The organism is Pseudomonas sp. BN414 (assembly GCF_029871275.1).
In the GTDB taxonomy this organism is placed as follows: domain Bacteria; phylum Pseudomonadota; class Gammaproteobacteria; order Pseudomonadales; family Pseudomonadaceae; genus Metapseudomonas; species Metapseudomonas resinovorans_C.
Map to the genome: position 1 here is coordinate 448,672 of NZ_SSOL01000078.1, position 23,515 is coordinate 472,186.

The window sequence follows — 23,515 nt, forward strand, 5'->3', positions numbered from 1 at the left end:
TCGAGGCCCCCACCATGCTCAAGCAAAGCTTCCGCTCCGTGGTCACCACCTGGCTCACCGGCCTGCTGGCCCTGCTGCCGCTGGTGCTGACCCTGGCGTTGCTGGCCTGGCTGCTCAGCCTGCTGAACCGGCTGGTGGGGCCCTCCACGGTGATCGGCCACCTCCTAGGCGCCCTCGGTCAACCCTTCGCCAGCAACCCGGTGCTGGCGTACCTGGTCGGCACGCTGGTGCTGCTGGGCAGCCTCTACCCGCTGGGCCTGGCGGTGCAGCTCGGCCTGCGCCGCCCGCTGGCCTGGCTGCTGGACATGACCCTGCGCCGCGCACCGCTGATCGGCAGCCTGTACGGCCTGGCAGACCGTTTCGTCGGCCTGCTCGACCGCAGCAAGAACGCCGACATCGCCGCCATGAGTCCGGTCTGGTGCATTTTTGGCGGCGAAGGCGCCGCCGTCCTGGCCCTGCGCCCGAGCCCGGAAACCTTCGAACTGGACGGCCGAAGCTACTGCGCCATCCTGGTGCCGACTGCGCCCATTCCTGTGGGTGGCGGGCTGATCTACGTCCCGGTGGAATGGCTGCGTCCGGCGGAGATGGGCGTGGAAGGCCTGACCAGCATCTACCTGTCCATGGGACTTACGCCGCCGCATCAGGCCGGGAAGCTGGCGAAGGAGCCAAGGCCTCCTGAAGCTCTCGTGTAGGGGCGAATTTGCAGGAAGCTGCATTGCCCGTAGGAGCTGGCTTGCCAGCGAATCGCTCCTTTTCGCTAGCAAGCAAGCTCCTACAAGTTCGGCGATTGAAATCGCCCCTACAGACGCGCTACTCGATATGTAGGCTGGTAGTGGACTTGATCTCCGACAGCGCGACGATGGAGTTCACCTCCTGTATTCCCGGCACCAGCGACAGCTTCTCGAAGAAGAAGCGCTCGTAGGCCTCGATGTCACGGGTGACGATGCGCAGCATGAAATCCACCGCGCCCATCAGCACATGGCACTCCAGCACCTCGGGAAACTCCCGCATGGCTTCGGCGAACTCGGTGAGGTTGGAGCGGCCGTGGGCGTTGAGTTTCACCTGGGCGAAGATCTGCGCGTTCAGGCCGACCTTGCGCCGATCCAGCAGGGTGACCTGGCGGCGGATCACCCCCTCGTCCTTCAGGCGCTGGATACGCCGCCAGCAGGGCGACTGGGACAGCCCCACCCGTTCGGCGATCTCGGCGGTGGACAGGCTCGCATCCTCCTGCAGCAGGTCGAGAATGCGTTTGTCGTAGGCATCCAGGGTGATGGACATAAAAAATCCCGGTTGTGGCGATAACCAGGAAAGTCTATCCAAAAATATTCCAAATCCACGTGATTCAGGCAGAAAAATCCCACCCCAGGCTGGAAAACTATCGTCCTCCCCATCGAGGAATCCAGCATGCTCAGCCTCCAGTCCGCCCCCGTCGCCCGCGAAGACCACTGGCACCCGCACACTGCCCAGTTCGAGGCACGTGAAATGCAGTTCGCCATCCTCGCCGAGGCCGAAGCGGACATCCTCGGCCGCCTGCTCGCCTTCTTCGCCCAGCTGCAACTGGTGCCGCGCTGGCTGGAGGTCAACCGGCTCGGCGACAACCTGCTGGTCCAGCTGCGCCAGCCCGGGCTGACCCCACACCGGGCCGAAGTCATCGCGCAGAAGATGCGCTCGCTGGTCAGCGTGTTCACGGTGGAGCTGGAGTTCTCTCCCGTTCCTTGATGCAGCGCTTAGCCCAATGATGGCAATTCGGGCATGCTTGCCGTCCCACGAGAAGAGCGTTTGACTACTCTTCCAGACTGAGCAGCGTGACCGAGGAGCCTGCATGTCCGCCTTTGCCTCACCCGCCCAGGATCGTTGGCTGGATCTCAACGACCTGATGCGCGAACTGGTGTCCCAGGGTCGCCTGAGCCAGGACCAGGCAGAACATTGCCTGGCCATTCGCCGTAGCGCGGTGAACAACCAGCAGCACCCGCTGGAGTTCCTGGCCAGCCAGCAGGTGGACGACCTCAAGCGTCCGGGCAAGAAGCTCGACCTGGAAACCCTCAGCCACTGGCTGGCCGAGCACGCCGGCCAGCCCTACCTGCGCATCGACCCGCTGAAGATAGACGTCGCCGCCATCACGCCGCTGATGTCCTACGCCTTTGCCCAGCGCCACAAGATCCTCGCCGTGGCCGCCAACAGCGAAGCGGTGACCATCGCCAGTGCCCAGCCCTTCGTGCAGAGCTGGGAAAGCAATCTGATCCATGTGCTCAAGCGCCCGATCAAGCGGGTGGTCGCCAACCCGGTGGATATCCAGAAGTTCACCCTGGAGTTCTACCGACTGGCCAAATCGGTCAGCGGCGCCAGCGCGGTGGACCAGAAGATCAGCGGCGTCGGCAACTTCGAGCAGTTGCTCAAGCTGGGCTCCAACGAGCAGGAACCGGACGCCAACGACGCGCACATCGTCAACATCGTCGACTGGCTGTTCCAGTACGCCTACCAGCAGCGCGCCAGCGATATCCACATCGAACCGCGCCGCGAACAAGGCACGGTGCGCTTCCGCATCGACGGCGTGCTGCACACCGTCTATCAATTCCCGCCGCAGGTGACCATGGCGGTGGTCAGCCGCCTGAAGAGCCTGGGGCGCATGAACGTGGCGGAAAAGCGCAAGCCCCAGGACGGCCGGGTCAAGACCAAGACCCCGGATGGCGGCGAAGTGGAGCTGCGTCTCTCCACACTGCCCACCGCCTTCGGCGAGAAGATGGTGATGCGGATCTTCGACCCCGAAGTGCTGCTGAAGAGCTTCGACCAGCTCGGTTTCTCCCAGGACGACCTGCGCCGCTGGCAGAGCATGACCAACCAGCCCAACGGCATCATCCTGGTCACCGGCCCCACCGGCTCGGGCAAGACCACCACGCTCTACACCACCCTCAAGCAGCTGGCCACCAGCGAGGTGAACGTCTGCACCATCGAGGACCCCATCGAGATGATCGAGGGCGCCTTCAACCAGATGCAGGTGCAGCACAACATCGACCTGACCTTCGCCAGCGGCGTGCGCGCGCTGATGCGGCAGGACCCCGACATCATCATGATCGGCGAGATCCGCGACCTGGAAACCGCCGAGATGGCCATCCAGGCTGCGCTGACCGGCCACCTGGTGCTCTCCACCCTGCACACCAACGACGCACCCAGCGCCATCACCCGCCTGCTGGAACTGGGCGTGCCCTACTACCTGCTGCGCGCCACCTTGCTCGGGGTCATGGCCCAGCGCCTGGTACGGACGCTCTGCCCGCACTGCAAGGCGCCGATGGAGTTGCGCGAAGAAGACTGGACCAGCCTGACCAAACCCTGGAGCGCACCGATGCCCACTGGGGCCCACCGCGCGGTCGGCTGCCTGGAATGCCGCGACACCGGCTACCGCGGCCGCGCCGGGGTCTACGAGATCATGCTGCTATCCGACGCGGTCAAGCCGCTGATTACCGCCGATACCGACCTGATCGCCTTGCGCCGGGCCGCCTTCAAGGAAGGCATGCGCAGCTTGCGCCTGTCCGGTGCGCAAAAAGTCGCCTCGGGCCTGACGACCATCGAAGAAGTGCTGCGGGTCACGCCACAAAGCGAGCAGAAATGAAATGCTTGGCGGCTGGGGCGGAGGGGCCCCAGTCACCGAGATACAGCCAGCAAAAGGAGCAGATCCCATGGAAATCGGCAGTGTCGTCATCCTCTTCGTCGCCCTTGCAATCGCAATCGTCTTCATGGGCTTCAAAGTCGTGCCGCAAGGCTTCGAATGGACCGTGGAGCGCTTCGGCCGCTACACCAATACGCTCAAGCCGGGCCTGAACATCATCGTGCCGGTGATGGACCGCATCGGCCGCAAGATCAACGTCATGGAAAGCGTGCTGGACATTCCCCCGCAGGAAGCCATCAGCGCCGACAACGCCATCGTCACCATCGACGCCGTGTGCTTTTTCCAGGTGATCAACACCGCCCAGGCGGCCTACGAGGTCAACGACCTGGAGCACGCCATCCGCAACCTGGTGATGACCAACATCCGCACCGTGCTTGGTTCCATGGAGCTGGACGCCATGCTCAGCCAGCGTGACGCGATCAACGAACGTCTGCTGCGCACCGTGGACGAAGCCACCGCACCCTGGGGCATCAAGGTCACCCGTATCGAGATCAAGGACATCACGCCGCCGGCCGACCTGGTGGAAGCCATGGCGAGCCAGATGAAAGCCGAGCGTCTGAAGCGCGCCCAGGTCCTCGAAGCCGAAGGCCGACGCCAGGCGGAAATTCTCACCGCCGAGGGCGAAAAGCAGGCACAGATTCTCAAGGCCGAAGGCGAGCGTACCGCCGCCTTCCTCGAAGCCGAGGCCCGCGAGCGTGCCGCCCAGGCCGAAGCCGAGGCGACCCGCGTGGTATCCGAGGCCATCGCCAACGGCAACGTGCAGGCAGTGAACTACTTCGTCGCGCAGAAATACGTGGAGGCACTGGGCAAGTTGGCCAGCGCCAACAACAGCAAGGTGGTGCTGATGCCGCTGGAAGCCAGCCAGGTGATCGGCGCCGTGGGCGGCATCGGCGAAATCGTCCGCGCCACCTTCGATGGCAAGAAGGGCTGAACCGATGTGGAACTACCTCCAGCATCTGACCTACTGGGACTGGCTGGCCCTCGGCACCCTGCTGCTGATCCTCGAAGTCTTCGGCGCCGGCGGCTACCTGCTATGGATCGGCGTGGCCGCGGCCTTCGTCGGGGTCATCACCTTCATCGCCCCGGAACTGCACTGGGCCATCCAGTTCCTGCTGTTCGGCGTCCTCTCCATCCTCACCGCGGTGTTCTGGTGGCGCCGCCAGCGCAGCGCCGCCAAGGTCTCCGACCAGCCCGGCCTGAACCGTCGCGGCTATGAGTTCGTCGGTCGCGAGTTCGCCTTGCATGAAGCCATCAGCGGCGGCCGCGGCAAGATCCGCGCTGGCGACTCCGTCTGGCTGGTGTCCGGCCCCGACCTCCCCGCCGGCAGCCAGGTCCGCGTCGTTGGTCAGGACGGCGTGCTGCTGAAGGTGGAGCCGGTCTAGCGCCCCGCCTGCCATTCAGGCAGGTCGCTGATCGCCAGCTAGGCTTGCAAGGCCGAACCTGGCGATTGCGAAGGGAGTTCCAACATGTCCGCTGCCCAGCACCTGCGTCCGCTTCTCGTGGCGGGCGTCCTGCTGTTGCTTGCCGCCTGCGCCAACATCGATGCGCAGACCACCGAATACGTCGGCGTGCCCCATGCCGCACCCACCGACCCCGCCAGCGTGGAAGTGCTGCGCCGCGAACCCGTCCGCCCCCATGACCGCCTCGGCGAAGTGGTGGTGGACGCCAGCACCGAGCCGCCGCCTCCGGTCACCGATATCGAGCAGAAGCTGCGCGAAGAAGCGGCGAAAATCGGCGGCCATGCCGTGGTGGTGGTCTATGATCGCATCCAGCCGGTAGCGGCCTATGTCAGCGGACCGCTCTGGGCGCGGGATGTGGAGACCATCCAGGGGCGCAAGCTGAAGGGCATCGTCATTCGCTATCGCTGAACGGGATCGACATGCAGCCTTGACGGGCTCCGGCACATTCACGGAACCTGCACGCCACCGTGAAAAACGCTCGCCAGCACAGCGGATGTCTGCATGACGAAGCACCACAAGAAGGCCCCGCCCAAACCGGTCCGGCGCCCTGTCTATCCCGTCCTGGCGGGTCTGCTGCTATTGATCAGCCTGGGCGCCTGGCTGTACATGGAGGGCGGCGCCAGCAGGCTGCCGGGCGGGAAACCGCTTCCCGCCACCACTGCCTCCGCCACTGCCCAGCCCGCCAGCCTGGTGGATGAAGGCCAGTGCGCCGGCTGCCACGTCCAGCAAACCAGGGACTGGCAAGGCAGTCATCACCAGTTGGCGATGCAGGACGCCACCGACAGCAGCGTGCTCGGCAATTTCAATGACGCCAGCTTCAAGGACGACAAGGAAACCACCCGTTTCTTCCGCAAGGACGGCGGCTTCTGGGTCAATGCGCCCGGCGTCGACGGCAAGCCGGCCGACTTCCGCGTTGCCTACGCTTTCGGCGTCGCGCCGCTGCAGCAGTACCTGATCGAAGTTCCCGGCGGCCGTCTGCAGGCCCTCGGCGTAGCCTGGGATGTGGAGAAACGCGCATGGTTCCACCTCTATCCGGGCCAGGGCGTGGACTTCAAGGATCCGTTGCACTGGAGCCGTCCGCAGCAGAACGCCAACTTCATGTGCGTGGAGTGCCACACCACCGGATTCAAGCGCGCCTACGACCCCGCCACTGACCGCTTCGCCAGCCACTGGAACAGCCTCGGCGTCGGTTGCCAGGCCTGCCATGGCCCGGCCTCGAAGCATCTGGAGTGGGCGGCGAAGAAGAACAGCGCGGCCAATGCCGGCTTCGCCTACGACCTCGCGACAAGCGACAGGATCAAGGAAGTGGAGACCTGCGCCCGCTGCCATTCCCGCCGCGCGCCGCTGGACGATGGCTACCACACCGAACGTCGGTTGATGGACGATTACCTGCCCAGCGCGCTGACCCGCGAGCTCTACGAGATCGACGGCAAGATCAAGGAAGAAGTGTTCGAGTACGGCGCCTTCACCCAGAGCAAGATGTTTTCCAAGGGCGTGCGCTGCAGCAACTGCCACAACCCCCACAGCACGGCGCTCAAGGCCTCGGGCAATGGCGTCTGCCTGCAATGCCACAACCCCGCTGGCAAGGCCGGCATCGAAGGCATCGACGGTCAGGGCCTGAAAGCGAAGAACTACGAATCGCCCGAGCACCACCATCACAACCCCGAACAGCCGGGCGCTCAATGCGTGGATTGCCACATGCCGGGCAAATTCTTCATGGTCAACGACTACCGCCATGACCACGGTTTCACCCTGCCCAATCCCGCCCGCGCCCTGCGTCTGGGTACCTCCGATGCCTGCCTGGCTTGCCACCGTGATCAGCCGGGCGACCGCGTCGCCGAGCAGTTCCGTCTCTGGTATGGCGAGAGCAAGGCCGCAGCCCCGCGCTACGACGAGAGCCTGTGGCTGATCCGCAATGGCAGGCCAGGGGCCTCGCGCGCGCTGTTCCAGCAGTTGGACGCGCAGGGCTTGCCCGCCATTCGCCGCGCCACCCTGCTGGCCGAGCTACCGACCTACCCCAGCGAGCGCGCGCTCAAGGCTGCGGCCCGCGACCTGACCCACCTGGCGCCGCAGGTGCGCGAGGCGGCGGTCAAGGCTGTTGCGGCGCTGGTGCCACCGGAGCAGCGCCGCAATGTACTGGCGCCGCTGCTGAGCGACCCAGTACGCGCGGTGCGCATCGCCGCCGCCTACGCACTGCTCGGCATGCACAGCACCGGGCTGGGCAACTACGAGTCGAGCTGGAGCAAGGCCATCGACGAGTACGAAGCCGTGCAGCTGAGCCTGCAGGAACGCGCCGAGGCCAATCTCAATCTGGCCATGCTGTACCAGGCCAATGGCCGCTCCGGCGCCGTGGAACCGCACCTGCGCACCGCCCTGCAGCGCGATCCCACGTTCCTGCCGGCACTGGTCGCCCTGGTGCAGTGGCTGGATGGCAACTTCCGCTGGGAAGAAGGCCGCGCCCTGCTCGAACAGGGCCTGAAGGAACACCCCGAGGCGGCGCTGCTGCAATACGCCAACGGCCTGATGCTGGTGCGCAAGGGTGATCTGCCGACGGCCCTCAAGGCCTTTGCCGAAGCGCTGCGGCTGGAGCCGAAGAACAGCCAGTACGACTATGTCTACGCCGTTGCACTGCATGACAGTGGCCAGCTCGAACTGGCCTGCCATCGCCTGGAAGAACTGCTGGAGCGCGATCCGGCCAACCGCGAAGCGCGTCTGGCGCTGATCAACTACTGGCGCGAAGCCGGACAGATCCAGAAGGTGCAGGCGCTATTGGCGGAGCTGGAGCAGCAGAATCCGGACGACCCCGCCCTACGACGAGAGTGAATGGGCCGGCGAGAAGCCAGGACCGACTGGCGCAGAGGTTGAACTCAGGGAAGAAGGGCCGAATCTGAATATTCAGGTCCACCCGAGAACGGAGTAACACGCTATGCGCACCCGACTGTATGCAGCCGCCTTCGCCCTGGTCGCCCTACCCGTTGGTTCGGCAATGGCCGACGGTGACTTCTGGCGCGATATCATCTCCTCCGGCGCTACCACTGCCTCCACTTACCTGACCTTCAAGGACGACAAGCTGATAGTCGCGGCGCGCGACGATGCCAGCAGTTTTGTCGCCAGTGGCGGCGAAATCCGTGGCCCTTACCTTGAAGCTGCATTGCAGCGCATCCGCAGCGAACACCCGGATCTCAAAGCCAGCGACAGCGAGCTGGCCAACGCGATCCTCACCACCGAGCAGTAAATCTTCGCGAATGAATTCGCCCCCACAGGATTTGAATCTTGTGGGGGCGAATTCGTTTGCGATGGCGGGGCTTGCGCGGGGCCTTTCGCGAGCAAAGTCACTCCTACAGGGATAGGCGAAGGCTCCTACAGAGATAGGTGAAGGCCCGGATGTAGGAGCCAGCTTGCTGGCGAATGGCGAGCAAGCGCTCCTATCCCCTACTCCCGATAATCCTCGACCGGCACGCAGGCGCAGAACAGGTTGCGGTCGCCAAAGACGTTGTCCACCCGATTCACCGTTGGCCAGTACTTGTGGTCCCGCGTATGGGCGCTGGGGGTGACGGCCTCTTCGATGCTGTAGGGCCGCTCCCAGTGACCGGTCACGTCGGCCAGGGTATGCGGCGCGCGTTTTAGCGGATTGTCTTCAGCCGGCCAGTCACCCGATTGCACCTTGGTGATCTCGGCACGAATGCCCAGCATCGCCTCGATGAAGCGATCCAGCTCGTGCTTGTTCTCGCTTTCGGTGGGTTCGACCATCAGGGTGCCGGGCACCGGGAAACTCATGGTCGGGGCGTGGAAGCCGTAATCCATCAGGCGTTTGGCGACGTCTTCCTCGGTGATGCCGGTTTCCGCCTTGATCGGCCGCAAATCGAGGATGCACTCGTGGGCCACCCGGCCATTACGGCCGCTGTAGAGCACCGGGTAGGCGTCACCGAGCTGCCGAGCCAGGTAGTTGGCACTGAGGATGGCCACTTCGGTGGCATCGGCCAGGTCCGGCCCCATCATGGCGATGTACATCCAACTGATCGGCAGGATGCTCGCACTGCCCCAGGGCGCCGCGCTGACCGCGCCGTTCTCGGGATTCGGCCCTTTCAGCTCGATCACCGGATGGTTGGCAACGAAGGGCGCCAGGTGTGCGCGAATGCCGATCGGGCCCATGCCCGGCCCGCCACCGCCGTGGGGGATGCAGAAGGTCTTGTGCAGGTTCATGTGCGAGACGTCGGCACCGATGTCCGCCGGCCGCGCCAGGCCCACCTGCGCGTTGAGGTTGGCACCGTCCATGTAGACCTGTCCGCCGTGGCTGTGGATAACCTCGCAGATCTCGCGAATGCCTTCCTCGTACACACCGTGCGTCGAGGGGTAGGTGGCCATCAGGCAGGACAGCTGGGCGCCCGCCTCGCCGGCCTTGCGTTTGAGGTCCTCCAGGTCGACGTTGCCCTCCGGGTCGCACTCGACGATCACCACCCGCATGCTCGCCATCTGGGCCGACGCGGGGTTGGTGCCGTGGGCGGACGCCGGGATCAGGCAGATGTTGCGATGCCCCTCGCCGCGGCTCTCGTGGTAACGGCGAATGGCGAGCAGCCCGGCGTACTCGCCCTGGGCGCCTGAGTTGGGCTGCATGCAGATGGCATCGAAGCCGGTGATTGCGCAGAGCCAGGCCTCCAACTCGTCGATCATCAGCTTGTAGCCAAGCGCCTGCTCGCGAGGCGCAAACGGATGCAGGTTGGCGAATTCCGGCCAGGTGATGGGGATCATCTCGCTGGTGGCGTTGAGCTTCATGGTGCAGGAGCCCAGCGGAATCATCGCCTGGTTCAGCGCCAGGTCCTTGTTCTCCAGTTGCTTCAGGTAACGCAGCATCTCGGTTTCGCTGTGGTGCGCGTTGAACACCGGGTGGGCGAGGTAACCGCTGCTGCGGGAAAGCTCCGCCGGGATGCCGGGAACCAGCACGGCTTCGTCCAGTTCGGCGACGGACAGGCCGTGGTCCGCGCCGAGGAAGATGCAGAACAACTGCTCCACGGTTTCCACCGTGCAGCTTTCATCAAGGCTGACCCCCAGCTTGCCGCGGCCAAGAATGCGCAGGTTGATGCGCGCCGCCTTGGCGGATTCGATGACGGCGGTCTGGCTGCCACCGACATCCAGCGTCAGGGTGTCGAAGTAGTACTGGTTGTCGCGCTGGATACCCCGGCGTGCGAGGCCTTCGGCGAGGATCGCGGTGAGGCGATGGACGCGCTGGGCGATGCGCTTCAGCCCCTCCGGACCGTGGTAGACCGCGTAGCAACTGGCGATGTTGGCCAGCAGCACCTGGGCCGTGCAGATGTTGGAGTTGGCCTTCTCGCGACGGATGTGTTGTTCGCGGGTCTGCAGGGCCATGCGCAGGGCGACATTGCCCCGTGCATCCTTGGATACGCCGATGATCCGGCCCGGCATGGCGCGCTTGAAGTCGTCACGGGTCGCGAAGAATGCGGCATGCGGACCGCCGTAGCCCATGGGTACGCCGAAACGCTGCGCCGAGCCGAACACCACATCGGCGCCCAGTTCGCCGGGCGGCGTGAGCAGCAGCAGGCTGAGCAGGTCGCTACCGACGCAGGCCAGTGCCTGCTGGCCGTGCAGGTGTTCGATCAGCGGGCGCAGGTCACGGATTTCGCCGTGGGTGTCGGGATACTGCAGCAGCGCGCCGAATACCTGGTGCTGGGCGAGGTTATCCACATGGTCCACCACCACCTCGAAGCCGAAGGCGTCAGCGCGGGTCTGCACCACCGAGATCGTCTGCGGGTGGCAGTCCTCGTCGACGAAGAACAGGTTGCTCTTCGACTTCGCCACCCGCTTGGCCAGTGCCATGGCTTCGGCGGCAGCGGTGGCTTCATCCAGCAGGGAGGCGCTGGCGAGGTCGAGCCCGGTGAGGTCGATGGTCAGTTGCTGGAAGTTCAGCAGCGCTTCCAGCCGACCCTGGGCGATTTCCGGTTGATAAGGGGTGTAGGCGGTGTACCAGCCGGGGTTCTCCAGCACGTTGCGCAGGATCACCGTGGGGGTGACGGTGCCGTAGTAGCCCATGCCGATGAGGTTGGTCCACAGCTGGTTCTGCTCGGCGTAGCCACGCAACTTCGCCAGTGCCTGCTGCTCGTCCAGCGCCGCCGGCAGCTCCAGGGGCCGATTGAGGCGGATCGCCGGCGGCACCGTCTGCACGATCAGCTCATCGCGGCTGGCGAGGCCGAGGGTTTCCAGCATCGCCTGCTGCTCCGCATCGTCCGGACCCAGGTGGCGACGAAGAAAGGCATCGGGCTGTTGGAGCTGCGACAGCGAGGGCATCTGGGACATGGGCAGAACCTCGTTTGGCCTCATCGAAAAACAAAAAGCCTCGACTAGCGAGGCTTTTTGAAGGATAGCGGGTGAATCAGCTATCGGCGTCGGCGGCTGCCTTGTAGGCGGCGGCGTCGAGCAGTTTGTCCAGGTCTGCCGCGTTGTTGGGCTTGAGCTTGAAGAACCAGGCGCCATACGGATCGCTGTTGACGCTCTCGGGAGCGTCGCTCACGGCTTCGTTCACGGCGATCACTTCACCGGCGATCGGAGCGTAGATGTCGGAAGCGGCCTTCACCGACTCCACCACGCCTGCTTCCTGACCGGCGGACAGGGTCTTGCCGACTTCCGGCAGTTCGACGAAGACCACGTCACCCAGGGCTTCCTGGGCATGGTCGCTGATGCCCACGGTCACAGTGCCATCGGCTTCCAGACGGGCCCACTCGTGGCTCGGGGCGTAACGCAGTTCAGCGGGGATGTTGCTCATGTCGAATTCCTCAGAGTCTGTGGCGGATGGCCCGCCTGAAAATTTAGATCAAGGCTTTGCCATTGCGCACGAAGTTCGGCCGAACGACACGAACCGGGAACCACTTGCCGCGGATTTCCACTTCGGCACGATCGCCGGTGGCCATCGGCACACGCGCCATGGCAATGGATTTGTTCAGGGTCGGGGAGAAGCTGCCGCTGGTGATTTCACCCTCGCCGACGCCTTCCACGCGCACCACCTGATGGGCACGCAGTACGCCGCGCTCTTCCAGCACCAGGCCGACCAGCTTGCTCGCCACGCCGGCGGCGCGTTCGGCTTCCAGGGCCTGACGACCGATGAAGTCGCGGGATTCGGGCTCCCAGGCAACGGTCCAGGCCATGTTGGAAACCAGCGGGGAGGCCTCCTCGGTCATGTCCTGGCCGTAGAGGTTCATACCGGCCTCCAGGCGCAGGGTGTCGCGGGCGCCGAGACCGATGGGGGCGATGCCGGCGCCCACCAGTTCGTTGAAGAAGCCGGCGGCCTGGTCGGCGGGCAGCAGGATTTCCAGGCCGTCTTCGCCGGTGTAACCGGTACGGGCGATGAACCAGTCGCCGTCAGGCAGGCCCTGGAAGGGTTTGAGTTCGTGGATCAGTGCGGCGCGTTCGGTGCTCAGCAGTTCGGCCACCTTGGCGCGGGCACTGGGGCCCTGGATGGCGAGCACGGCCAGGTCGGCGCGTTCGGTCAGGCTGACTTCGAAGCCCTGGCTGTGGGCCTGCATCCAGGCGAGGTCCTTGTCGCGCGTGGCGGCGTTGACTACCAGGCGGTAGCCGAAGTCGGTGACGTAGACGATCAGGTCATCGATCACGCCGCCCTTTTCATCGAGCATGGCGCTGTAGAGTGCCTTGCCAGGGGCCTGCAGTCGCTCCACATCGTTGGCCAGCAGGTACTGGAGCCAAGCCTTGGCCTGGCTGCCGGCAACATCCACCACGGTCATGTGCGAGACGTCGAAGACGCCGCAATCGCGGCGCACCTGATGGTGCTCCTCGACCTGGGAGCCGTAGTGCAGCGGCATGTCCCAGCCGCCGAAATCGACCATCTTGGCTCCCAGCGCCACGTGTTGGTCATGCAATGGAGTGCGCTGTCCCATGGGTTTCTCCTTCCGGGCTTGGCGAGGATGCGGCGGGCCTTCGGAGCGGGTTCATCCGCTGCCGCGGCGGGGTGGGCCGCAACGAATGGCGCGCATTGTAGCCGCAAGGTGGGACAGTGGACACTCCAGCCGCCCGTTAGCAGCTGCCGCTCCCGCGAGCAGGCCAAAGGCCATTGCGGCCCGTCTCGCTCGGGCCTCGGCGCGCCTTCGAATTCGGCTTTAGTGGCCGAACCGTCGTGCCGAACGGCGTATCAGGCCGATCACTGGCAGCAGGCCGACCAGCACCAGCGTCAGGGCGGGCAACGCGGCGCGCGCCCATTCGCCTTCGCTGGTCATCTCGAAGATGCGCACAGCCAGGGTGTCCCAGCCGAAGGGGCGCATCAGCAGGGTGGCGGGCATTTCCTTGAGCACATCGACGAACACCAGCAATGCCGCACTGAGCGTGCCCGGCACCAGCAAGGGCAGGTAAACCCGGAAGAACAGCGCTGGGCCACCGACGCCGAGGCTGCGGGACGCTTCCGGCAAGGACGGACGGATACGTGCCAGGCCGTTTTCCAGCGGTCCATAGGCGACTGCCATGAAGCGCACCAGGTATGCCAGCAGCAAGGCGCCGAGGCTGCCCAGCAGCAATGGCTTGCCGGCACCCCCCAGCCAGCCGGAAAGGGGGACCACCAGCTGGCTGTCGAGGTAACTGAAGGCGAGCATGATGGACACCGCCAGCACCGAGCCCGGCAGTGCGTAACCCAGATTGGCCAGCCCTACCGCAGCGCGAACCGGCCGAGTCGGGGCCAGGCGTCGGGCAAAGGCCAGCAGCAGCGCGACGCAAACCGTCAGCAGCGCCGCCATGCCACCGAGGTAGAGGGTGTGCACGATCAGTCCGGCGTAACGCTCGTCGAGATCGAAACGGCCGCGCTGCCAGAACCACACCAGCAGTTGCAGCATGGGAATGACGAAAGCGCAGGCGAACACCAGCGAGCACCAGCAGGTCGCCGCCAGGGCCTTTACCCCGTGCAGGTGATACAGCGCCTTGCCTCGTGGCCGTTCGCTGGCCGGGCGGCTGGCACCCCGGGCACGGCGCTCGCCGTAGAGCACCAGGCAGACGCCGAGCAGCAGCAGGCTGGCCAGTTGGGCGGCGCTGGAGAGGCTGAAGAAGCCGTACCAGGTCTTGTAGATGGCGGTGGTGAAGGTATCGAAGTTGAAGACCGCCACGGCGCCGAAGTCGGCCAGGGTCTCCATGATGGCCAGGGCCAGGCCAGCGCCGATGGCCGGTCGGGCCATGGGCAGGGCGACGCGCCAGAAGGCTTGCCAGGGCGACTGCCCAAGCACCCGTGCGGCTTCCATCAGGCCCTTGCCCTGGGCCAGGAAAGCAGCGCGGGCCAGGAGGTAGACGTAGGGGTAGAAGACCAGCACCAGCACCAGGATCACGCCGCCGGTGGAGCGCACCCGAGGCAACCGCAGGCCAGTGCCGAACCACTCGCGGAGCAGAGTCTGCACCGGTCCGGAGAAATCGAACAGGCCGATGAAAACGAAAGCCAGGACATACGCCGGAACGGCGAAGGGCAGCATCAGCGCCCAGTCCAGCCAGCGCCGGCCGGGGAATTCGCAGAGACTGGTGAGCCAGGCCAGGCTGACGCCGATCACGGTCACGCCCACCGACACGCCGGTGACCAGCACCAGGGTATTGCCCAGCAGGCGTGGCATCTGGGTTTCCCACAGGTGGGACCAGATTTCCCCGTCCACCTCTCCCCAGGACAGCAGCAGGACGCTCAGGGGCAATAGAACCAGGACGGCGACGGCAAAGCTGATGGGATACCAGCGACGCTGGGCGGGATAGGCCACGCAAACCTCTCGGGGATCGAAACAGGACGCCCCGGACTGGCCGGGGCGTCGAGTATAGCGGCAGAGCGGTGAATCAGTTCCAGCCGACCCGGTCCATCATCTTGATGGCTTCAGCCTGGCGCTTGCCGGCGACTTCCACCGGGATCGTGTCCGCCTTGAAGCTGCCCCAGGCGGCCACTTCATCGGACGGCTTGACCTTCGGATTGGCCGGGAATTCCTGGTTGATACCGGCGAACAGGGCTTGCGCCTCGTCGGTGGTCATCCACTCCACCAGGGCCTTGGCGGCCTCGGGATGCGGCGCATGCTTGGTCAGGCCGACGCCCGACAGGTTGACGTGCACACCGCGGTCAGCCTGGTTCGGCCAGAAGATCTTCACCCGTAGCTCCGGGTTTTCCTTGTGCAGACGGCCGTAGTAGTAGGTGTTGACGATGCCGACGTCGCACTGACCGGCATCCACCGCCTGGATCACCGCGTTGTCATCGGCGAATACATCGGTGGCCAGGTTGTTCACCCAGCCCTGGAGGATTTCCTCGGTCTTGGCCGCGCCATGGGTTTCGATCAGGGTGGCAGTCAGGGACTGGTTGTAGACCTTCTTCGCGGTACGCAGGCAGAGGCGGCCTTCCCAGTTCTTGTCGGCCAGCGCCTCGTAGGTGGAGAGCTCTTCCGGCTTCACCCGCTCGGTGGAGTAGACGATGGTCCGCGCGCGCAGCGACAGACCGGTCCAGGCGTGGCTGCCGGAGCGGTACTGGGGCGGAATGTTGGCGTCGATGGTTGGCGACGTGAACGGCTGAAGGATGCCCATCTGCTCGGCCTGCCAGAGGTTGCCGGCGTCCACGGTGAGCAGCAGGTCGGCTACGCCGTTATCGCCCTCGGCCTTGATCCGCTGCATCAGCGGAGCTTCCTTGTCGGTGATGAACTTGATCTGCACGCCAGTCTTGGCGGTGTAGGCATCGAAAACCGGCTTGATCAGCTCATCGATCCGCGAGGAGTAGACCACCACTTCATCGGCGGCCTGGGCCGAAACAGCGGCGGCGGACAGCGCCAGGAGCGCGAAAAGGGACTTACGTACCCGCATTGCAGGAGCCTCTTGTGTGGCGACAAAGGCTGAATGATAGTCAACCTCAGTTGTGGGCGGGAAATCTTTTCGATGTCGGGTTGTTTCTCAGGCTGAAAACCAAACACGCCACTACGCAACGGCCGGGATTCACAGGTACGTCGCGATGAAGGTCAGCGCCCCGTTTGCCGCTCCGGGTGTTATATGCCGATCCGTTTGGAGATAGCTGGCCGAGAAGTCGAGAGACTGCCTACCTTCAATTGCCTCCCGCAAGAACATGGGTTTTCCAAATGTGACCGGCAGGCCGGATTCCTGGTTGGTGATACGAATACCGACACCTTCTGCGGTTGAATCGTTAGAAAGGCTGATGGTGCCAGGGAACTGCTGAACCTGAAGGGTACTGTCGAACTCCAGGTTGATCCTGGCCCCAGATATACAATCAAAATCAATTGAGAACGGGATCTCTTCTGACGTGCTGCCTGCACCTGAAAAGTCACTGCTCGCGACTTCCTTCATGTCTACCTTGATTACATCCTTGACCAACGAGCAAGAGGCGCTGGTAACAACCATGGAACTGGGGAAGGCGATGGTATAAACCGGTTCATCAGGACGAAAATTATTGCCACCTTCCTGTTTCAATGAAATCGGTGGAATGGTGAATAGATTCCCCCCCATTGCCAATTTACCGGTTTTCACCAATTCGAATTCCTCTTCAAAGGTATGAACATCGATGCTGGCGTCGTCTTCGGATGGATGCCGGATACCCCTGCGTGTGGACGTATCGTTAAGTCTGGTGTTTGTCATGGCTTTGGGACCTGCTTGAGATGTCGTATTGATCCAACGCAGCCCAATTCCCGGTGTTCCAGTTGGCACCACCGCATACAGACCCTCTACGGGGCCGCCCGACACAGTATTGTCCTCAGACAGGTAGATCGACATCGTATATTGGCCAAGCTCCAAGACTGGTGGGCGGCAGGTTACAGTGTGCGCAACTCTTGATTTTGCAATTACAGTTCCCACGGGAGCATCACCCTGAATATCCATTACCGTGGGGAACTCAATATTGATTACAGGCTGACTACTGGAACAAAGTGCCAACACATCCCAAGATGACATCAATACTATTGAGCAGAGAATCCCTCGCAGCGCCGACTGAATTTTCAAACTGACTCCACTCCCCATTACATTACGGACAAATAAACCAGCCCTGCCTCAGGACCGGCAGAGCGCGCGGGAGTATAAAACCCATACTTGTCAGCCATATCTTAAAGACCGGTAGGCACAGCGCTCAGGAAGACAATGGGTTCACCAGGGCATATCCAGCCTGGCCGCCTGGTGCATTTCGAATGCTCGGGCAGAAGTTGACGGAACCCTCCACTTCAAGGGTTGCTTTGCTCAGTCCGGACGGACTTGATGTCCTGGGAGCGCGCCATCAGTGTCCGCCAACAGGTTCGACAGCGAGGGCTATGTCACCCGTTGGGCCCAGCGCATTGCCAAACCGCGAAATACAGGTCGCGCAACCCTGCAGGCGGTTGAGAAGAAACGACGTTGGATGCGCGGAAAACCCATCGCCCGCGCCGGCTCGGTCAGGCTTTCGCCAGGTCCGGCAGATCCCCGGACAGCCCCAGCGCCTGGCGCACGAAAAGCGCCTTGGCCTCGGGCATGCCGTCGACCCATTTGAGGCCGCTGTTGCGCAGCCAGCGAAGGGGCAGCGGATTGGCCTGGAACAGCCGCTCGAAGCCTTCCATCGCCGCCATCATCGCCAGGTTGTGGGGCATGCGCCGACGTTCGAAACGTCCCAGCACACGCTCATCAGCCAGGCGCTCACCACGGCTGTTCGCGTGCAGCAGGACTTCGGCCAGTACCGCCGCATCCAGGAAGCCGAGGTTGACCCCCTGCCCCGCCAACGGGTGGATGGTGTGGGCGGCATCGCCGATCAGGGCCAGGCCCTCTTCGACGTAGCGCTTGGCGTGACGCTGGCGCAGCGGGATACACAGGCGCGGATCAGCACCAAGCACCTCGCCCAGGCGCCATTCGAACGCGCGGCCGAGCTCGCTGCAGAAGCCGGCGTCGTCGAGGGCCATCAGACGCTCGGCCTCGGCCGGGGTTACCGACCAGACGATTGAGCACCAGTGCTCGCCATCACGCTCGAGAGGGAGGAAGGCCAGCGGGCCGTCGTCGGTGAAACGCTGCCAGGCCGTACGCTGATGCGGTTCGGTGCAGCGCACGCTGGTGACGATGGCGTGGTGCAGGTAATCCCATTCGCGGGTGGCGCAGCCGGCGAGTCGACGCACCGCGGAGTTGGCACCGTCCGCAGCCACCACCAGCGGGGCGCGCAGTTCGCGACCATCCACCAGGGTCAGCAGCCAGTCGTCGCCGGAACGACGCATGCGTTCCAGGCGCGCACCGGGCATCAGGCCGATACCGCTGTCGTGCAGGGGCTCCATCAGGGCGTCCTGGATCACACGGTTTTCGACGATGTGGCCCAGCACCTCGGCATGCACGCTGGAGGCGGAGAAATGGATCTGTCCGGTGCCGGAGCCATCCCAGACATGCATGTCGGAATAGGGGCTGCTGCGCCGTGCGAGGACACCCGGCCAGGCACCCAGGCGCAGGAGGATGCGCTGACTGGCGGCGGACAGCGCGCTCACGCGCGGCTCGAAGGCGGCGGCCGTGTCGAAGGGTTTGACACTGAGCGGGCTGCCATCGATCAGCAGGATGTCCAGGCCGCTGTCCTTCAGCGCCAGGGCCAGCGCACTGCCGACCATGCCGGCACCCACGATGATCAGATCCGCGCGCAATTCCATATCAGGCCTTGAGGCTCCCTGTGTGTCCGTGTGAGGCACGCCCGATCAGTCCGGGCGAGTGCCCAGGCCCATGGCCTGGCGGGCGAACCAGCGCTTGGCCGGCGGCAGCAGGTCGAGGCCGAGCAGGCCCAGGTTGCGTCCGGCGGTCAGCAGCGGTTCGGCGTTGGAGAAGAGGCGGGTCACCTGGTCGGAGAAACCCACCGTGAGGTTCTGGTCCAGGCGTTGGCGCTGCAGATAGTTCTGCAGGGTGACCAGATCGCCGAGGGGCTTGTCGCTGGCCAGCAATGCCTCGGCCAGCGCCTGGGCGTCGCGCAGGGACAGGTTGTAACCCTGGCCGGCGATGGGGTGGAGGCTGTGGGCAGCGTTGCCCAGCACCACCAGGCTGGAGCGCACCTGTTCCTCGGCTTCGACCAGTTCCAGCGGATAGAGGTGCCGCGCACCGACCTGCTGGAAGGCCCCGAGGCGGTAGCCGAAGGCGTCCTGCAGCTCGTCGAGGAAGCGCCGCTCATCCAGCCTGGCGAGGCGCTCGGCATCATCCCCTGGGCGGCTCCAGATCAGCGCACAGCGATTTTCCGGCAACGGCAGCAAGGCCATCGGACCATCGTCGGTGAAGCGTTCGAAGGCCTGGCCGCGATGGGCCTCCAGCGGGCTGACGTTGGCAATCAGTGCCGTCTGCCGATACGGGGTGCGACGCACGCCGATGCCCAACTGCTCGCGCAGACCGGAGCGCCCGCCATCGGCGAGCACCGCGAGGTCGCAATCGATTTGCGTCTCGTCGTTCAGGGTCAGGCGGTATCCACCTTCCAGCGCCTGCATGCCGACCACTTCGGCCGGGCAATGCCAGGTCACCACCTCCTCGTCCAGCGCCTGCCAGAGGCATTGGCCGAGCCACGCGTTCTCGACCACATAGCCCAGGGCCGGCACGCCCTCTTCGAGGGCGGCGAGGCGCGCGGCGCCGAAACGTCCGCGATCGGAAACGTGGATCTGCAGGATGGGCTCGGCACGCTGCGCGATGGTCTGCCAGAGACCATGGCGCTCGTAGATCTGCCGGCTGCCGAAGGACAGCGCGGAAGAACGTGCGTCGTAGCTGGGCTGGAAGCCGCTGCCGGGGGCGAAGGGTTCGATCAGGACGATCTTCCATCCCCGCGCCCTGGCACCGTCCTGCAGCGCCAGGGCGAGACTGGCGCCGACCAGGCCGCCGCCAATGATCGCAACTTGGCAGTGATGCATGTCAGGCGGCCTGGCTGCGCGCAGCGGCCATCAGCGCCTCGATTTCGTCCACGGACTTGGGCACGCCACCGGTGAGGATTTCGCAGCCGGTCTTCGTCACCACCACATCATCCTCGATCCGCACGCCAATGCCGCGCCACTTCTTCGGCACGTCCTGGTTGTCGGCGCCGATGTAGATGCCGGGTTCGACGGTCATCGCCATGCCTGGTTCCAGCACGCGCCACTCGCCACCGACCTTGTATTCGCCGACGTCATGCACGTCCATGCCCAGCCAGTGGCCGGCACGGTGCATGTAGAAGGCCTTGTAGGCTTCGGCGGCAATCAGCTCGTCGACATCGCCCTTGAGCAGGCCCAGCTCCACCAGTCCGGCGGTGATGACGTGCACGGTGGCTTCATGGGCCGCGTTCCAGTGCTTGCCCGGGGCAATTTCAAGGAAGGCGGCTTCCTGGGATTTCAGCACCAGCTCGTAGATGGCCTTCTGCTCCGGGCTGAAGCGGCCACTCACCGGGAAGGTGCGGGTGATGTCGCTGGCATAGCAATCGAGCTCGCAAGCGGCGTCGATCAGCACCAGGTCGCCGTCCTTCAATGGGGCGTCGTTCTCGCGGTAGTGCAGGATGCAGGCGTTCTTGCCGGCGGCGACGATGGAACCGTAGGCCGGCATTTTCGCGCCGCCCTTGCGGAACTCGTATTCCAGCTCGGCTTCCAGGTGGTACTCGTACAGACCTGCACGGGAGGCCTGCATGGCGCGCACGTGGGCACGGGCGGAGACCTCGGCGGCCTCACGCATGACCTTCACTTCTGCCGCCGACTTGTACAGGCGCATGTCGTGCAGCAGGTGATCGAGCGCGACGAATTCCTTGGGCGGTTGAGCGCCTTGGCGGGCCTTGGAGCGGATGGTGTTGACCCACTCCATCAGGTGCTGGTCGAACTCGGTGTTGGTGCCGATGGAGTAGTAGACGCGACTGCGCCCTTCGATCAGGCCAGGCAGGATGTCGTCGATGTCGCCAATGGGGAACGCGTCGTCGGCGCCGAAATCCCGGATGGCCCCGTCCTGGCCGGCGCGCAGGCCGTCCCAGAGTTCACGCTCCGGATCACGCTCGCGGCAGAACAGCACGTACTCGCCGTGCTCGCGACCGGGGATCAGCACCAGCACCGCTTCCGGCTCGGGGAAACCGCTGAGGTACTGGAAGTCGCTGTCCTGGCGATAGACGTGTTCGACGTCGCGGTTGCGGATATGCACGGGCGCTGCGGGGAGGATAGCGATGCTGTTGGCTTCCATCTGCGCCATCAGCGCCTTGCGGCGGCGGGCGTATTCAGCCTTGGGGATACGGGTCATGCGCGCTCCTTCAGGGCGGGCGGCGCCCGCCACTCGGGTCAATGCAACGAGGGTTTGGCAGCCGGCGCGGCGGGCTTGGCGCACTCGGCGAAGAGCAGCAGGGGCGCGACGCGCAGATACTCCATCACTTCCATATAGTCGCTTTCGCCGTCGTCGGAATCTTCCAGTGCGCTCTGCACCTGGGCGATCGACGCGAGGTCCTGGAGCACTTCGACGGCTTCGCCGGACAGCGCACCTTCGCGAGCGGTCAAGCCGAAACCACCGAGGAAGCCCTGGCACCACTGGCCAAGGGCGGTGGCACGCTCGGCCAGCGGCGCGTCGTCGCTGGGCAGCAGGAGGACCACAGCCATTTCCGTGCCGGTCAGTTCACTCTTGACCATTTCCTGCAGGCCGATCAGGGCCTGGCGCAGGTTGTCCTGCGGCGCGCTGCCGAGCAGTTCGGCGGCATCTTCCAGCCAGGGCTCCGGCTCGAAACCGGCACCGGCGCAGCTACGACCCAGCAGCATGCCGTGCAATTCAGCGGGGGAAACCGGCTGGCCAGTAGAGGCGAGAAGCGCGGCGAAAGCGTTGTAAGGAGAATTCGAACTGGACATATAGGTGGCTAGGCGCCAGAGGGCGCAATCACTAGAATGACGGCCTCGTATCCTAGCAGCCTGGCGCGGCGAAGGCAGCATTGGCCACCCGTCGACCGGGCCCTATCTACGGGCATGCGACAATTCGCACCGTCGCCTGCGGCGTTTGACCCTTCCCCGTGTCAGTCCTATATAGTCCCGGTCACTCCTCACCAAGTAGACAGCCCATGGAAGACGCCGAACTGCATGCACTGACAGCCAAGCTGGAACTGCTGATCCAGCGTGTCGAGCAGCTCAAGGCCCAGAACCGGCTCCTGCTTGCCAGCGAGAAGGCCTGGCGTGAAGAACGCGCTCATCTGATCGAAAAGAACGAAATGGCCCGGCTCAAGGTCGAAGCGATGATTTCGCGCCTGAAAGCCCTGGAGCAGGATTCATGACCCAGTCCAACACCGTCACCGTCCAAATCCTCGATAAGGAATACTGCATCGCCTGTCCCGCGGACGAGCGCGCCAACCTGGAAAGCGCTGCCCGCTATCTCGACGGGAAGATGCGCGAGATACGTTCCAGCGGCAAAGTCATCGGTGCCGACCGCATCGCCGTAATGGCGGCGCTGAACATCACCCATGACCTGCTGCACAAGCAGCAGCGCCTGGACCAGGAAGCCACGTCCACGCGCGAGCGGGTCCGTGACCTGCTCGAGCGCGTCGACCACGCCCTGGCCGCCGACCCCGACGCCCAGCAGGCCTGAGCATCGTCCGGCTGCGACCAAGTGACGCTTTCTGGCGTTTTTTGACGCGGCCAGACCGACGCATTGCAGTTTCCTGAACGGTTCTTGGGGTATACTCGCCGCCAGCTCCCTGGTGTGTTGGCCAGTCGGTGATGTCCCTGAGCCGATAAATGCAACCACGGGGGTTGCAAGTTGAGGCCGGTGTGCATGTCCGCCTGACGGAAAGCCTTAACGCCTCCTGCAGCCTCCACCTTGAACTTTCGGGTTCAAGGGCTAACCCGACAGCGGCACGACCGGGGAGTCTATTTTCTTCATGATCTGCGCCGGTTCCCATTCCCGCCAGAGCTTGCGCCGCCTGCTCCGCCAGGCCCGCCGCGCACTTACCCCCCTTCAGCAGAAGCACGCCGCCAGGGCCCTGTACCGCCAGCTCGCGCAGGACCCTCTGTTCCGCCGCGCCCGGCACGTTGCCCTCTATTTGCCCACCAATGGCGAAATCGATCCGCGCCCGCTGCTGCGTGAAGCCCAGCGCCGGGGCAAGCGTGCCTACCTGCCGGTTCTCAATGCCTGGCCCCGGGAGAAAATGGTGTTCCAGCGCCTGCTGCCGGGCGAACGGCTGCAGAAGAATCGCTTCCGCATCCTCGAACCGCGCGCCAATCAGGCGCAGCAACGCAAGATCTGGGCACTGGATCTGGTCATGATGCCGCTGGTGGGCTTCGATGAATCAGGTGGACGCCTGGGAATGGGCGGCGGCTTCTATGACCGCAGCCTGGCGTACCTGGCACGCCGACGCCAATGGCGCAAACCGACCCTACTGGGCCTTGCGCATGAGTGCCAGAAGGTGGACAGGCTGGAGCTCGCCAGTTGGGACGTGGCCCTGCAGGCGACCGTGACGGACAAGGGCTGGTACTGAGGAGACTGACGGCGG

22 protein-coding genes and 1 other RNA gene are annotated in these 23,515 nt (G+C 64.6%); 12 read left to right on the forward strand and 11 right to left on the reverse strand.

Features of this window, described 5'->3' with window-relative positions; genetic code table 11:
• Positions 1-14 precede the first annotated feature (14 nt).
• Positions 15-692, forward strand: a complete 678-nt coding sequence (locus E8E95_RS27310) for a DUF502 domain-containing protein (RefSeq protein WP_280355315.1) — start codon at positions 15-17, stop codon at positions 690-692.
• A 118-nt stretch (positions 693-810) separates the two neighbouring features.
• Here the strand turns inward: E8E95_RS27310 and E8E95_RS27315 are convergent, their stop codons facing one another.
• Positions 811-1,278, reverse strand: coding sequence for an Lrp/AsnC family transcriptional regulator (locus E8E95_RS27315; protein WP_280355317.1), 468 nt, complete (start codon positions 1,276-1,278; stop codon positions 811-813).
• Between the two features lie 126 nt (positions 1,279-1,404).
• On the opposite strand from E8E95_RS27315, the gene E8E95_RS27320 reads away from it, so the two are divergent.
• The 7 genes from E8E95_RS27320 to E8E95_RS27350 all read left to right on the forward strand — a co-directional run bounded on the left by E8E95_RS27320 (position 1,405) and on the right by E8E95_RS27350 (position 8,359).
• Complete coding sequence (locus tag E8E95_RS27320) at positions 1,405-1,719, forward strand: hypothetical protein (protein WP_280355319.1); 315 nt, start codon at positions 1,405-1,407, stop codon at positions 1,717-1,719.
• 103 nt (positions 1,720-1,822) lie between these two features.
• A complete protein-coding gene (locus E8E95_RS27325) occupies positions 1,823-3,607 on the forward strand; it encodes a GspE/PulE family protein (protein WP_280355320.1) in 1,785 nt (594 codons plus the stop codon).
• Between the two features lie 67 nt (positions 3,608-3,674).
• Positions 3,675-4,595, forward strand: a complete 921-nt coding sequence (locus E8E95_RS27330) for an SPFH domain-containing protein (RefSeq protein ID WP_280355321.1) — start codon at positions 3,675-3,677, stop codon at positions 4,593-4,595.
• Positions 4,596-4,599: 4 nt separating this feature from the next.
• The gene (locus tag E8E95_RS27335) at positions 4,600-5,046 is read left to right on the forward strand and encodes an NfeD family protein (RefSeq protein ID WP_280355323.1); all 447 of its coding nucleotides are present in this window, start codon (positions 4,600-4,602) and stop codon (positions 5,044-5,046) included.
• Between the two features lie 84 nt (positions 5,047-5,130).
• Positions 5,131-5,532 carry a hypothetical protein gene (locus tag E8E95_RS27340; protein WP_280355325.1) on the forward strand — a complete coding sequence of 134 codons (402 nt, stop codon included), beginning with the start codon at positions 5,131-5,133 and terminating at the stop codon, positions 5,530-5,532.
• A 93-nt stretch (positions 5,533-5,625) separates the two neighbouring features.
• Positions 5,626-7,947, forward strand: a complete 2,322-nt coding sequence (locus E8E95_RS27345; protein WP_280355327.1) for a tetratricopeptide repeat protein — start codon at positions 5,626-5,628, stop codon at positions 7,945-7,947.
• Positions 7,948-8,050: 103 nt separating this feature from the next.
• Positions 8,051-8,359, forward strand: coding sequence for a DUF2388 domain-containing protein (locus E8E95_RS27350; protein ID WP_280355329.1), 309 nt, complete (start codon positions 8,051-8,053; stop codon positions 8,357-8,359).
• Positions 8,360-8,556: 197 nt separating this feature from the next.
• Here E8E95_RS27350 and gcvP read toward each other — a convergent pair whose 3' ends face one another.
• From gcvP to E8E95_RS27400, 10 genes are all read right to left on the reverse strand, one after another.
• On the reverse strand, positions 8,557-11,433 hold the full coding sequence (gene gcvP / locus E8E95_RS27355) for an aminomethyl-transferring glycine dehydrogenase (protein WP_280355331.1): 2,877 nt from the start codon (positions 11,431-11,433) through the stop codon (positions 8,557-8,559).
• A gap of 76 nt (positions 11,434-11,509) precedes the next feature.
• Positions 11,510-11,899 carry a glycine cleavage system protein GcvH gene (gcvH, locus tag E8E95_RS27360; RefSeq protein ID WP_179061271.1) on the reverse strand — a complete coding sequence of 130 codons (390 nt, stop codon included), beginning with the start codon at positions 11,897-11,899 and terminating at the stop codon, positions 11,510-11,512.
• 43 nt (positions 11,900-11,942) lie between these two features.
• Complete coding sequence (gene gcvT / locus E8E95_RS27365) at positions 11,943-13,025, reverse strand: glycine cleavage system aminomethyltransferase GcvT (protein ID WP_280355333.1); 1,083 nt, start codon at positions 13,023-13,025, stop codon at positions 11,943-11,945.
• Between the two features lie 219 nt (positions 13,026-13,244).
• Positions 13,245-14,864, reverse strand: a complete 1,620-nt coding sequence (locus E8E95_RS27370) for an iron ABC transporter permease (RefSeq protein ID WP_280355335.1) — start codon at positions 14,862-14,864, stop codon at positions 13,245-13,247.
• Between the two features lie 73 nt (positions 14,865-14,937).
• On the reverse strand, positions 14,938-15,939 hold the full coding sequence (locus E8E95_RS27375) for an extracellular solute-binding protein (RefSeq protein WP_280355337.1): 1,002 nt from the start codon (positions 15,937-15,939) through the stop codon (positions 14,938-14,940).
• A 129-nt stretch (positions 15,940-16,068) separates the two neighbouring features.
• Positions 16,069-17,082: a fimbrial protein gene (locus E8E95_RS27380; RefSeq protein WP_280355339.1), complete on the reverse strand. Its 1,014-nt coding sequence runs from the start codon at positions 17,080-17,082 to the stop codon at positions 16,069-16,071.
• Between the two features lie 422 nt (positions 17,083-17,504).
• Positions 17,505-18,719 (reverse strand): 2-octaprenyl-3-methyl-6-methoxy-1,4-benzoquinol hydroxylase, encoded by a 1,215-nt coding sequence (locus E8E95_RS27385; protein WP_280355447.1) that lies wholly within the window; start codon positions 18,717-18,719, stop codon positions 17,505-17,507.
• Positions 18,720-18,770: 51 nt separating this feature from the next.
• The gene (ubiH, locus tag E8E95_RS27390; RefSeq protein ID WP_280355340.1) at positions 18,771-19,955 is read right to left on the reverse strand and encodes a 2-octaprenyl-6-methoxyphenyl hydroxylase; all 1,185 of its coding nucleotides are present in this window, start codon (positions 19,953-19,955) and stop codon (positions 18,771-18,773) included.
• Between the two features lies 1 nt (position 19,956).
• Positions 19,957-21,291, reverse strand: a complete 1,335-nt coding sequence (gene pepP / locus E8E95_RS27395; protein ID WP_280355341.1) for a Xaa-Pro aminopeptidase — start codon at positions 21,289-21,291, stop codon at positions 19,957-19,959.
• Between the two features lie 38 nt (positions 21,292-21,329).
• Positions 21,330-21,884 carry a YecA family protein gene (locus tag E8E95_RS27400; protein ID WP_077525608.1) on the reverse strand — a complete coding sequence of 185 codons (555 nt, stop codon included), beginning with the start codon at positions 21,882-21,884 and terminating at the stop codon, positions 21,330-21,332.
• A 206-nt stretch (positions 21,885-22,090) separates the two neighbouring features.
• Here E8E95_RS27400 and E8E95_RS27405 point away from each other — a divergent pair, with 206 nt between their 5' ends.
• The 4 genes from E8E95_RS27405 (at position 22,091) to E8E95_RS27420 (ending at position 23,500) form a co-directional block, all read left to right on the forward strand.
• A complete protein-coding gene (locus E8E95_RS27405; protein WP_028626819.1) occupies positions 22,091-22,300 on the forward strand; it encodes a TIGR02449 family protein in 210 nt (69 codons plus the stop codon).
• Entirely contained in the window at positions 22,297-22,611 is a 315-nt protein-coding gene (locus tag E8E95_RS27410) for a cell division protein ZapA (protein ID WP_077525606.1), read from the forward strand. Before E8E95_RS27405 ends, E8E95_RS27410 begins: the two co-directional genes overlap by 4 nt.
• 103 nt (positions 22,612-22,714) lie before the next feature.
• A non-coding RNA gene (gene ssrS / locus E8E95_RS27415) (6S RNA) lies at positions 22,715-22,894 on the forward strand.
• A 9-nt stretch (positions 22,895-22,903) separates the two neighbouring features.
• The gene (locus E8E95_RS27420; RefSeq protein ID WP_280355343.1) at positions 22,904-23,500 is read left to right on the forward strand and encodes a 5-formyltetrahydrofolate cyclo-ligase; all 597 of its coding nucleotides are present in this window, start codon (positions 22,904-22,906) and stop codon (positions 23,498-23,500) included.
• Positions 23,501-23,515: the final 15 nt, after the last annotated feature.